The sequence below is a fragment of the Frigoribacterium sp. CFBP 13707 genome, from assembly GCF_014842245.1.
Lineage (GTDB): Bacteria > Actinomycetota > Actinomycetes > Actinomycetales > Microbacteriaceae > Frigoribacterium > Frigoribacterium endophyticum.
Window position 1 is genome coordinate 212,240 of sequence record NZ_JACYVL010000001.1, and the last position, 11,737, is coordinate 223,976.

Sequence of the window (11,737 nt, forward strand, 5' to 3'; positions counted from 1 at the left end):
CGTCCCCCACCCGAAAGCCGCACCTGTGCTCGCGAACTACCTCATCGGACTCCGTGAGGGCCTCGAGGCCGCCCTCGTCGTCGGCATCCTCGTCGCCTACCTCGTCAAGGTCGACCGTCGTGACGTCCTCCCCCGGCTCTGGGCCGGAGTCGCCGCCGCCGTCGTCCTCTCGCTCGGGTTCGGCGCCCTCCTCACCTTCGGCGCCTACGGGCTGACCTTCCAGGCCCAGGAGATCATCGGAGGCGGCCTGTCGGTCGTCGCCGTGGCCTTCGTCACCTGGATGGTGTTCTGGATGGCGCGCACGGCCCGCAGCATGCGCGGCGAGCTGGAGTCCGGCCTCGACCGCGCACTCGCGGGCGGCGCCTGGGCCGTCGTCGTGCTCGGCGTCGTCTCGGTCGGCCGGGAGGGGCTCGAGACGGCCCTGTTCGTCTGGGCGACCGTCCAGTCGACCGGCGGCGGCGACGCCCCGGTGCTCGGCGCCCTCCTCGGCATCCTCACCGCCGTCGCGATCGAGGTGCTCATCTTCCGCGGGGTCGTCCGCGTCGACCTCCGCCGCTTCTTCGCCGTCACCGGCTACCTGCTCGTCGTCGTGGCGGCCGGGGTGCTCGCCTACGGCGTCGGCGACCTCCAGGAGGCCGGCGTGCTGCCCGGCCGCACGGCCCTCGCCTTCGACGTCAGCGCCGCCGTGCCGCCGACCAGCTGGTGGGGCACGCTGCTGCAGGGCCTCGTGAACTTCACCGCGACTCCCAGTTGGCTGCAGGTGGCCGCCTGGCTCGCCTACCTCGCCGTGGTGCTGCCGCTCTTCACCGCCGCCACCCGCGGGCCCCGCCGCGCGCCCCGCGCCTCCGGCACCGCCGACGCCGTCGACCCCGACGCCGCGGCCACCGACCCCTCGACCACCGCCCCCACCACCGCAGGAGCCCCCCGATGACCGCTCGCCCCCTCGCCCTCGGAGCCGGAGCGCTGCTCACCGCCCTCGCCCTCACCGGCTGCGTCGCCAACTCCCCCGGCGGGTCGGCCACGGCCGGCGCCACGACCGTCTCCGTCCAGGGCGACGGCGACCGCTGCGAGGTCTCGGCGACCTCGGTGCCGAGCGGCCCCGTGACCTTCACCATGACCAACGCGGGCAGCGACGAGACCGAGTTCGAGCTGCTCGGCGACGACGGCCTCCGCATCGTCAGCGAGAAGGAGAACATCGGGCCGGGCACGACGGCCTCGATCACCGTCGCCGTGCAGCCGGGCGACTACTACACCGCCTGCATCCCCGGCCTCGTCGGCGAGGGCGTCCGTGCGCCGTTCACCGTCACCGACTCCGGCACGGCCGTGACGCCGGTCGGCACGGAGAAGGAGCAGGTCGACGCGGCCGCCGCCGCGTACGTCGCGTACGTCGACGACCAGGTCGGCCAGCTCGTGCCGGCGACCCAGGCCTTCCTCGACGCGTACCGCGCCGGCGACGACGCGACGGCCCGGTCGCTCTACCCCTCCGCGCGCGCCCACTACGAGCGCATCGAGCCCGTGGCCGAGTCGTTCGGCGACCTCGACCCGAAGATCGACTTCCGCGAGGCGGACGTCGAGCCGGGCACCGAGTGGACGGGCTGGCACCGCATCGAGAAGGACCTCTGGCAGCCGACGGCAGACGACAACGGCGGCGAGGCGTACGTGCCCCTGACGCCCGAGGAGCGAGGACGCTTCGCCGACCTGCTCACCGCCGACACGGCGGACCTGCAGGCCGCCGTCACCGCCCCGGACTTCACCGTCGGCATCGACACGATCAGCAACGGCGCCGTCGGCCTCATGGACGAGGTGGCGACCGGCAAGATCACCGGCGAGGAGGAGATCTGGTCGCACACCGACCTCTACGACTTCCAGGCGAACCTCGAGGGCGCCCGCGTCGCGTACGAGGGCGTCCGCGACATCGTCGCCGAGAAGGACCCTGAGCTCACCGACCGGATCGACGCGAAGCTCGCCGCGCTCGAGGAATTGCTCGCCTCGTACGGCAGCCTGGACGCCGGCTTCCCGGCCTACACGGAGCTCACCACGGCCGACACCAAGTCGCTCAGCGACGCCGTCAACGCGCTCAGCGAGCCCCTCAGCGAGCTCACCGCCGCGCTGGTGAGCTGACGGGCGGCCGGGCGTGACGGACGACGAGCGGCACGACGAGCAGCACGAGGGCACGGCCCCGGGCTCGGGCGAGGCACGCGCCCCCCGCGGCGGCATCTCCCGACGGGGCCTGCTCGGCCTGCTGGGCACGGGCGTGGGCGCGGGGGTCCTCGGCGCCGGGGTCGGGGTCGGGGCCGACCGCGCCGTCCAGGCCCACGCGACGGGCGCCTCCGGCGCGTCCGCCCGCTACCCCTTCGCCGGCCGGCACCAGTCGGGCATCGTCACCGCCGCCCAGGACCGCCTGCACTTCGCCTCGTTCGACATGGCCGGGGGCACGACGCGTGACGACCTCGTCTCGCTGCTCCGCGACTGGAGCGCGGCGGCGGCCCGCCTGACCCAGGGCCTCGACGTGAGCGAGGCCGGCTCCGTCGGCGGGTCGCCGCTCGCTCCCCCGGACGACACCGGGGAGGCGCTGGGCCTGCCCGCGGCCGGGCTCACCGTGACCATCGGGTTCGGCCCGACCCTCTTCACCGACGCGACCGGCGCCGACCGCTACGGCATCGCCTCCCGACGGCCCGCCGCCCTCGTCGACCTGCCGCACTTCTCGGGCGACCAGCTCGTCGAGGCCCTGACCGGCGGCGACCTCTGCGTGCAGGCGTGCAGCGACGACCCGCAGGTCGCGGTGCACGCCATCCGCAACCTCTCGCGCATCGCCTTCGGCCGCGCCTCCCTCCGGTGGTCGCAGCTCGGCTTCGGCCGCACGTCGTCGACGACCCGCGGCCAGAGCACGCCCCGCAACCTGTTCGGCTTCAAGGACGGCACGGCCAACCTCAAGGCCGAGGACACCGCGGCGGTCGAGGAGGGCGTCTGGGCCGCGGGCTCGGACGGCAGCGCGTGGATGGACGGCGGCTCGTACCTCGTCGCCCGCAAGATCCGCATGACGATCGAGACGTGGGACCACGCGTCGCTCGCCGAGCAGCAGACCGTGGTCGGCCGCGACAAGCGCGACGGAGCGCCGCTCTCCGGCGGCGACGAGTTCACCGCGCCCGACTTCTCGGCCGCGGCGACGGACGGCTCGGGGCCCGCCATCGCGCGGGACTCGCACGTCGCCCTCGCCCACCCCGACCAGAACGGCGGAGCGACCCTGCTGCGCCGCGGCTACAACTTCGTCGACGGCAACGACCAGCTCGGGCGGCTCGACGCCGGGCTGTTCTTCCTGTGCTTCCAGCGCGACCCGCGGCGGCAGTTCGTGCCGATCCAGACCGCCCTGGCCAGGAACGACCGGATGAACGAGTACCTCAAGCACGTCGGCTCGGCCATCTTCGCGGTGCCGCCGGGCGCGTCGGAGGGCGGCTGGGTCGGCGAGACCCTGCTCGGCTGAGCGGCGCGGTCGCCCGGGGCGACCGTGACCGCGCCGGCTGCGGCGCTCTTTTCGCCCGGCCGCTGCGCCTAGACGGGCGTGACGACGTAGGTCGCGAGCACCGCGCCGTCGGAGGCCTGCGTCGTGATCGTGAGCACGACGCGGTACGTCGGGCCGGTGAACGTGCCGAGCGCGGTGTCGGCGTCGACGTTCACCCCCGCGGCGGAGTACCCGGCCGCCTCGAGCGCCGCCTGGGCCGTCGCGAAGTCGTCGAGGCTCGCCACGGCGAGCTGGGCGACCCAGCCCGAGCCGTCGGGCCCCGCGCCTCCCCCGCGCACCGTGCCGTCGAGCAGCGGCACCTCGGCCGGGAACGACTCGGGCAGGGTGCCGTCGGTCGAGACGCTGGCGCCGCCGAGGGCCTCGCTGACGGCGTCGCCGACCGCGCCCTCGACCGTGCCGCGCACGCTCTCGACGCCCTGGTCGACGGCGCTGCCCACGACGTTGTCGAGCGAGCTGCAGGCGGTGAGCCCGCCGACGAGCCCGGCAGCGAGCAACAGGCCGGTGGCGGAGCGGACGAGGCGGGTGCGGGCGGGGCGGGCCGGTGTCGAGGTCACGCGACGACCGTAGCGGCCGCGACTGGGCGACGTCGTAGAACGTGCGGCGGGTGCACCCACCGGGCCCCCGGACGACGGGAGGCGCCCCACCGGCCGGTGGGGCGCCTCCTGAGGGCGTTCGGTGAGGAGCGCTACGCGTTCTGCTTCTTCAGGCGAGCGGTGCTGCGCTGGCGGGCGCTGGCGTCGAGCTCGACCTTGCGGATGCGGATCGCGTCGGGGGTGACCTCGACGCACTCGTCGTCACCGGCGAACTCGAGGGCCTCCTCGAGCGAGAGCACCTTGGAGGGCGTCATCGACTCGAAGTTGTCGGCCGTCGACTGACGCATGTTGGTCAGCTTCTTCTCCTTGGTGATGTTGACGTCCATGTCGTCGGCGCGCGAGTTCTCGCCCACGACCATGCCCTCGTAGACCTCTTCGGTCGGCTGCACGAAGAACGACATGCGCTCCTGCAGGTTGATGATCGCGAAGGGGGTGACGACGCCGGAGCGATCGGCGATGATCGAGCCGTTGGTGCGGGTCGAGATCTCGCCGGCCCAGGGGCCGTAGCCGTGGCTGATGCCGTTGGCGATGCCGGTGCCGCGCGTGTCGGTGAGGAACTGCGTGCGGAAGCCGATCAGGCCGCGCGAGGGGACGATGAACTCCATGCGGACCCAGCCCGAGCCGTGGTTCGCCATGTTCTCCATGCGGCCCTTGCGGGCGGCCATCAGCTGCGTGACGGCGCCGAGGTACTCGTCGGGCACGTCGATGGTCATGTGCTCGAAGGGCTCCTGCAGCTTGCCGTTCTCGTCACGACGGGTGACGACCTGCGGCTTGCCGACGGTGAGCTCGAAGCCCTCGCGGCGCATCTGCTCGACGAGGATGGCCAGCGCGAGCTCGCCGCGGCCCTGGACCTCCCACGCGTCGGGGCGTCCGATGTCGACGACCTTGAGCGAGACGTTGCCGACCAGCTCGCGGTCGAGGCGGTCCTTGACCATGCGGGCGGTCAGCTTGTGGCCCTTGACCTTGCCGATGATCGGCGAGGTGTTCGTGCCGATGGTCATCGAGATGGCCGGGTCGTCGACCGTGATGGTCGGCAGCGGGCGGACGTCTTCAGGGTCGGAGAGGGTCTCGCCGATGGTGATCGTGTCGAAGCCGGCGACGGCGACGATGTCGCCGGGGCCCGCGCTCTCGGCCGGGTAGCGGCTGAGGGCCTTCGTCACCAGGAGCTCGGTGATGCGCGCGTTCTGCACGGTGCCGTCGGACTTGACCCAGGCGACGGTCTGGCCCTTCTGCAGGGTGCCGTGAAAGACGCGGAGGAGCGCGAGGCGGCCGAGGAACGGCGAGGCGTCGAGGTTGGTGACGTGCGCCTGCAGCGGGTGCTCGTCGTCGTAGCGCGGCGCCGGCACGTGGGTGAGGATCGCGTCGAAGAGCGGCTCGAGGTCGTCGTTGTCGGGCAGCGAGCCGTCGGCGGGCTTGTTCGTCGACGCGGCGCCGTTGCGGCCCGAGGCGTAGACGACGGGCACGTTGAGGATGGCGTCGAGGTCGAGGTCCTCCACCTCTTCGCTCAGGTCGCTGGCGAGGCCGAGGAGGAGGTCCTGGCTCTCGGCCACGACCTCGTCGATGCGCGCGTCGGGGCGGTCGGTCTTGTTGACCAGCAGGATGACGGGCAGCTTGGCCGCGAGGGCCTTGCGGAGCACGAAGCGCGTCTGGGGCAGCGGGCCCTCTGACGCGTCGACGAGCAGCACGACGCCGTCGACCATCGAGAGGCCGCGCTCGACCTCGCCACCGAAGTCGGCGTGGCCGGGGGTGTCGATGACGTTGATCGTGATCGGGCCGTCGGTCGCGTGGGCACCGTTGTAGAGCACCGAGGTGTTCTTCGCGAGGATCGTGATGCCCTTCTCGCGCTCGAGCTCGTTGCCGTCCATCATGCGGTCTTCGGTGTCGAAGTGCGCGTCGAACGAGTTGGTCTGCTTGAGCATGGCGTCGACGAGGGTCGTCTTGCCGTGGTCGACGTGGGCCACGATCGCCACGTTGCGCAGGTCGCTGCGGATGGCAGTCGCCATGGATGTATTCCTTACGAAAGAGTGAGGGGGGAAGTGGTCGGGACGAAGCCCGGCCCGATCAGTCTACGGCACGTGGTAAAGGGCCCCTCTCGCCGTGCGCGAACACGGCGGGAGGGGCCCTCTCCCGGTGGGGCGGGAGGACCGGCTCAGCGCCCGAAGGCGAAGTTCGCGCCGGGGATCGCCTCGAGGAGCTCCTGGGTGTACTGCTTCGTCGGCGCCGCGAAGATCTCGTCGGTGGTGCCCGACTCGACGATGCGGCCCTTCTGCATGACCGCCACGTTGTCGGCGATGAGCCGGACGACGGCGAGGTCGTGCGTGATGAAGAGGTACGTCAGGCCCAGCTCGGTCTGCAGGTCGGTCAGCAGGTCGAGGATCTGGCCCTGGACGAGCACGTCGAGGGCCGAGACGGCCTCGTCGAGCACGATGACGTCGGGCTTCAGGGCGAGCGCCCGCGCGACGGCGATGCGCTGGCGCTGACCTCCCGAGAGCTCGTTCGGGTAGCGGTTGACCGTCGACGCCGGGAGCGACACCTGCTCGAGCAGCTCGCGCACGCGGGCCTGGCGGCTCGCACGGTCGCCGATGCCGTGGGTCACCAGCGGCTCGGCGATCGTGTTGCCGACGCTGTACATCGGGTCGAGCGAACCGTACGGGTCCTGGAAGACCGGCTGGACCCGGCGACGGAAGTCGAAGAGCGCCTTGCCCTTCAACGCACCGACGCTCTGGCCGTCGATCTCGACGGTGCCCGACGAGATCGACTCGAGCTGCAGCACGAGCTTCGCCACGGTCGACTTGCCGGAGCCCGACTCGCCGACGAGCGCCATCGTCGTGCCGCGCGGGATCGCGAACGACACGTCGTCGACGGCCTTGAGCTCGGTCGTCTTGAAGCCGCCCTGGCGGATCTGGTAGATCTTCGACAGGTTCTGCACCGAGATGTAGCGCTGGTCGGCCTTGCCGACCTCCTCGCGGGCGTGGGCCCGGGCGATCAGCTCGGCGTCGTCCGCGCCCTCGGCCGACACGTCGGCGTCGTGCACGGTGTTCGGCGTGAGGGCCGACTGGATCCGGCGGCTCGCGAGGCTCGGTGCCGCGGCGACCAGGCGCTTCGTGTACGGGTGCTGCGGGTTGGCCAGGATCTCCTTCGAGGGCCCGGACTCGACGACGCGGCCCTTGTACATCACGACCAGCTTCTCGGCACGCTCGGCGGCGAGGCCGAGGTCGTGCGTGATGAAGAGCACGGAGGTGCCGTAGTCGCGGGTCAGGCTCTCGAGGTGGTCGAGGATGCGTCGCTGCACGGTCACGTCGAGGGCCGAGGTCGGCTCGTCGGCGATGAGCAGCTTCGGGCGCGACGACAGGCCGATGCCGATCAGCACGCGCTGGCGCATGCCGCCCGAGAACTGGTGCGGGAACTGCTTGAGGCGCTGGTCGGCGTCACCGAGCCCGGCCTCCTTCAGCACCTCGATCGCCCGCTCGCGGACGGCCTGCTTGCCGGTCGCGACGCCGTTGGCCCGGATGGCCTCCTCGACCTGGAAGCCGATGCTCCAGACCGGGTTGAGGTTCGACATCGGGTCCTGCGGGACGTAGCCGATCTCTCGGCCGCGCAGCGCCTGCATCTCGGCCTTGCTGACCTTCGTGAGGTCACGGCCCTCGAACAGGATCTGGCCGCCCGTGACGGTGCCCGTGCCGGGCAGGAGGTCGATGATCGAGGTGGCGGTGGTCGACTTACCGGAGCCCGACTCGCCGACGATCGCGAGGCTCTCGCCCTGACGGAGGGTCAGGTCGACGCCCCGCACGGCGTCGACGTAGCCCGCCTGCGTCTTGAAGCCGATCTTGAGGCCCTTGATCTCGAGCAGCGGAGCCGCCGAGGTGGAGGCGCCGGACGCGCCCTCGGGGCGGGTGGAGGTGGACGTCATCGACGGGCCCTCGCCTTCGGGTCGAGGGCGTCGCGCACGACGTCGCCCATCATGAGGAACGACAGCACCGTGATCGACAGCGCGGCCGCGGGCCAGAACAGGGTCATCGGAGCCGTGCGGATGGAGACGCTCGCCTGGCTGATGTCGTTGCCCCACGACATGGTGCCGCTGGGCAGGCCGATGCCGAGGAAGCTCAGCGTCGCCTCGGCGACGATGAACGTGCCGAGCGAGACGGTGGCGACGACGATGACCGGGGTGATCGCGTTGGGCACGACGTGGCGGAGCAGGATGCGGAACCGCGAGACGCCGAGCGCGAGGCTCGCCGTCACGTAGTCGCTGCTCTTCGCGCCGAGCACGGAACCGCGCATGATGCGCGCGATCTGGGGCCAGGCGAAGAGCGACAGCACCAGGGCCACCGTGAGGGGGGTGCGGGAGGGCAGCACCGACATGAGGACGATGGCGCCGAGCACCGTGGGGATGGCGAAGAAGATGTCGCCGATGCGCGAGACGACCGCGTCGAGCCAGCCGCCGTAGAAGCCGGCCAGCGAACCCACGATGATGCCGATGATCGTGACGATGACCGTCGCGAGGAGGCCCACCGTGAGGGAGGCGCGGGTGCCGTAGACGACGCGGGCGAAGACGTCGAGGCCCTGACGGGTGAAGCCCATCGGGTGGCCGGCCTCCGGGCCCTCGTTGCTCGACTGCAGGTCGGCGCCGCTGGTCGGGGAGGTGTGGGTGAACAGCCCGGGGAAGACCGCGACGACGACCACGAGCAGGATGAGAGCCGCGGAGATCCAGAACAGCGGGCGGGACTTCATGCTGTCCCACGCGTCGTCCCAGCTGCTGCGGGGCTTCTCGGACTCGTCGACGGCGTCGACGGCCTTGACGGGCGTCTCCTCGAGGTCGGCGACGAAGTGGTCGGCCGACAGGGGCGATGAGGCGTTACTTGGCATAGCGGATCCTCGGGTCGAGAACGGCGTAGAGCAGGTCGACGAGCAGGTTGGCCAGCATGAAGATGATGACCATCACGGCCACGAACGACACGACGGTGGGGCCCTCGCCGAGCTGGATGGCCTTGTAGACGGTGCCGCCGACGCCCTGGATGTTGAAGATGCCCTCGGTGACGATGGCACCGACCATCAGCGATCCGATGTCGACGCCGAGGTAGGTGATGACCGGCACGAGCGAGTTGCGGAGGATGTGCACGCCGACGACGCGGCGACGGGTGAGGCCCTTCGCCGTGGCGGTGCGCACGAAGTCGGCGCTCATGTTCTCCGAGACGGAGGCGCGGGTCAGGCGGACGATGTACGCGAACGACACGGAGGCCAGCACCAGGGCCGGCAGCACCAGCTCGTTCCACGGGGCCTGAGAGCTGACCGTGGTGCGGAAGATGCCGAGGTTGATGGCGAAGACGTACTGCAGCACGAAGCCGACGACGAAGATCGGCACGGAGATGAGCAGCAGGCTCACGACGAGCGCGCTCGTGTCGAAGATCTTGCCCTTGCGGAGACCGGCGACCAGACCGACGATGATGCCGGCGACGGCCTCGAAGACGAGGGCCAGCATCGCGAGGCGGAAGGTGATGGGGAAGGCGCGCGTCAGCTCGGACAGCACGGGACGACCGGAGAAGGTCGTGCCGAGGTCGCCCGTGAACAGTCCGCCGATGTAGAGCAGGTACTGGACGATGAAGGGCTTGTCGAGGTTGTACTGAGCCCTGATCTGCTCGAGGACCTGGGGGCTCGGCTGCTTGTCGCCGAAGAGAGCCGCCACGGGGTCGCCCGGCACGGCGAAGACCATGAAGTAGATGAGGAACGTCGCCCCGAAGAAGACGGGGATCAATTGGAGGAGCCGTCGACCGGTGTACCAGAGCATCAGGCCTCCTCGGTGTCGTGCGTGAGCATAGGTCGCAATCGTGTGGGTGGTGGACGCCCGCGGAGGGGGTCCGCAGCAGATCGCTCTGCTCCGGACCCCCTCGTGGACGGTGAGGCTGGTCGCCTCTCCGCTGCTAGTTCTTGGTGACCTCGTAGTACAGGGGCACCGAGTTCCAGCCGAACTGGACGTTGCTCACCGTGTCGGCGTAGACGCCGGTCACGTTGGAGTACCACAGCGGGACGACGGGGAGGTCCTTGAAGAGGACCTCCTGAGCGTCCTGGAACTTGGCGTTCGCGTCGTCGACGCTCGTGGCCTGGCTGCCCTCCTTGAGGAGGCTGTCGAACTCGTCGCTGGTGTAGCGGCCGTAGTTCGAGCCCGCACCGGACTGGTACAGCGGGGCGAGGAAGTTGTAGAGCGACGGGTAGTCGGCCTGCCATCCGGAACGGAAGGCACCGGTCATCGCGTCGTTCTCTTCTTCGTCGAGCAGGCCCTTGAAGTCGGGGTACGACTTGCCCTCGGCCTTGATGCCGAGCGTGTCGGCGATGCTGTTCGCCGCCGCGTCGACCCAGGCCTGGTGGCCACCGTCAGCGTTGTAGGCGATGGAGAAGACGGTGTCGCCGTAGGGCGCGATCGCGTCGGCTTCCTTCCAGAGCTTCTGGGCCTCGTCCTCGTTGTACGAGAGGACGTCCGAGCCGTCGAGGTCGTCCGAGTAGCCGTCGATGACGGGCGACGTGAAGTCCTTGGCGGGGGTGCGGGTGTCCTGGAAGATCACCTTGGTGATGTCGTCGCGGTTGATCGCCATCGAGATGGCCTGGCGGCGGAGCTTGCCCTCCTCCGTCGTGCCGTCGAAGTGCTCGAGGTACTGGGGGATGGTGAACGACTGGAAGATCGCGGCCGCCTGGTTGACGTTGCGGTCCGGGAAGTCGTCCTTGTAGGTCTCGAAGGCGCTGTCGGGGACGGCGTCGAGGATGTCCAGCACACCCGACTGGGCGTCGGCGTAGGCCGCGTCCTGCGTCGTGTAGAACGTGATGGTCAGGCCGCCGTTCTTGGGCGTGCGCGGGCCGTCGTAGTCCTCGTTGGTGACGAGCTTGATGTCCTGGTTGTGCGTCCAGGCGCCCTCGCCGTCGAGCTTGTACGGGCCGTTGCCGATCGGGTTCTCGCCGAAGGCCGCCGTGTCGGCGTAGAACGCCTCGGGCAGCGGGACGAACGCCGAGTAGCCGAGGCGCAGGGGCCAGTCGGCCTCGGGCGCGCTGAGCTGGACGGTGAACTCGGTGGGGCTGACGACCTCGAGCGCGAGCTCGCTGTCGGCGTCGTAGCTGAAGCCCTCGATGTCGTCGAAGAAGTAGCTGCCGCCCTGGGCGTTGCTGAGCTGCGCCGCCCAGTTCCAGGCCTTCGTGAACGACTCGGCCGTCACGTCGGTGCCGTCGGTGAACGTCAGGCCCTCGCGGATCTTGACGTCCCACTTCTGGTTGTCGTCGGAGGTGATGCTCTCGGCCACGTCGTTGACGGGCTCGCCCTTGGCGTCGTACGAGACGAGGCCCGCGAACACGGAGTCGATGATCTTGCCGCCGCCGACCTCGGTGGTGTTCGAAGGGATCAGCGGGTTCTGCGGCTCGTTGCCGTTCGTCGTGATGACGGCCGACGAGTCGCCCGAGGCGCTGTCGCCCGAGTCGTCGCTGCCGCTGGCGCAGCCCGTGAGGACGAGTGCTGCCGTCCCCACGACGGCGATGGCCCCGAGGCCCGTGCGCGTCTTCTTCAATGTTCCTCCTGATGCAAGAAAGGACGCAGCACAGCCCCCATGAGCCGTGCCGCGTTGGATGCAAGTACCCTAAGCACCGCCCG

General features: G+C 70.5%; 9 protein-coding genes. 3 read left to right on the forward strand and 6 right to left on the reverse strand.

The window, feature by feature from the left end:
• The first annotated feature begins 25 nt into the window (after positions 1-25).
• From efeU to efeB, 3 genes are read left to right on the forward strand one after another with little or no spacing between them, the layout of a single operon-like run.
• Positions 26-931, forward strand: a complete 906-nt coding sequence (gene efeU / locus IFT45_RS00985) for an iron uptake transporter permease EfeU (RefSeq protein WP_192046101.1) — start codon at positions 26-28, stop codon at positions 929-931.
• A complete protein-coding gene (efeO, locus tag IFT45_RS00990) occupies positions 928-2,121 on the forward strand; it encodes an iron uptake system protein EfeO (RefSeq protein WP_192126234.1) in 1,194 nt (397 codons plus the stop codon). The genes efeU and efeO overlap by 4 nt, the downstream gene beginning before the upstream one ends.
• 13 nt (positions 2,122-2,134) lie before the next feature.
• The gene (gene efeB, locus IFT45_RS00995) at positions 2,135-3,481 is read left to right on the forward strand and encodes an iron uptake transporter deferrochelatase/peroxidase subunit (RefSeq protein ID WP_192046103.1); all 1,347 of its coding nucleotides are present in this window, start codon (positions 2,135-2,137) and stop codon (positions 3,479-3,481) included.
• Positions 3,482-3,549: 68 nt separating this feature from the next.
• Here the strand turns inward: efeB and IFT45_RS01000 are convergent, their stop codons facing one another.
• From IFT45_RS01000 to IFT45_RS01025, 6 genes are all read right to left on the reverse strand, one after another.
• Complete coding sequence (locus tag IFT45_RS01000) at positions 3,550-4,074, reverse strand: hypothetical protein (RefSeq protein ID WP_056056570.1); 525 nt, start codon at positions 4,072-4,074, stop codon at positions 3,550-3,552.
• Positions 4,075-4,205: 131 nt separating this feature from the next.
• Positions 4,206-6,116: a translational GTPase TypA gene (gene typA / locus IFT45_RS01005; protein WP_056056572.1), complete on the reverse strand. Its 1,911-nt coding sequence runs from the start codon at positions 6,114-6,116 to the stop codon at positions 4,206-4,208.
• A gap of 146 nt (positions 6,117-6,262) precedes the next feature.
• Positions 6,263-8,023 carry an ABC transporter ATP-binding protein gene (locus IFT45_RS01010; RefSeq protein WP_192126236.1) on the reverse strand — a complete coding sequence of 587 codons (1,761 nt, stop codon included), beginning with the start codon at positions 8,021-8,023 and terminating at the stop codon, positions 6,263-6,265.
• Positions 8,020-8,976, reverse strand: coding sequence for an ABC transporter permease (locus IFT45_RS01015; protein WP_056056576.1), 957 nt, complete (start codon positions 8,974-8,976; stop codon positions 8,020-8,022). Before IFT45_RS01015 ends, IFT45_RS01010 begins: the two co-directional genes overlap by 4 nt.
• Positions 8,966-9,895 (reverse strand): ABC transporter permease, encoded by a 930-nt coding sequence (locus IFT45_RS01020; protein WP_056056578.1) that lies wholly within the window; start codon positions 9,893-9,895, stop codon positions 8,966-8,968. The genes IFT45_RS01015 and IFT45_RS01020 overlap by 11 nt, the downstream gene beginning before the upstream one ends.
• Positions 9,896-10,028: 133 nt before the next feature.
• Positions 10,029-11,654: an ABC transporter substrate-binding protein gene (locus IFT45_RS01025; protein ID WP_056056580.1), complete on the reverse strand. Its 1,626-nt coding sequence runs from the start codon at positions 11,652-11,654 to the stop codon at positions 10,029-10,031.
• Between the last annotated feature and the right edge of the window lie 83 nt (positions 11,655-11,737).

Excerpts from the sequence above, each read along its gene's own strand:
- IFT45_RS01020 (WP_056056578.1), bottom strand. The coding sequence starts at position 9,895 with ATGCTCTGGTACACCGGTCGACGGCTCCTCCAATTGATCCCCGTCTTC.
- IFT45_RS01010 (WP_192126236.1), bottom strand. The coding sequence starts at position 8,023 with ATGACGTCCACCTCCACCCGCCCCGAGGGCGCGTCCGGCGCCTCCACC.
- typA (WP_056056572.1), bottom strand. The coding sequence starts at position 6,116 with ATGGCGACTGCCATCCGCAGCGACCTGCGCAACGTGGCGATCGTGGCC.
- IFT45_RS01015 (WP_056056576.1), bottom strand. The coding sequence starts at position 8,976 with ATGCCAAGTAACGCCTCATCGCCCCTGTCGGCCGACCACTTCGTCGCC.
- efeO (WP_192126234.1), top strand. The coding sequence starts at position 928 with ATGACCGCTCGCCCCCTCGCCCTCGGAGCCGGAGCGCTGCTCACCGCC.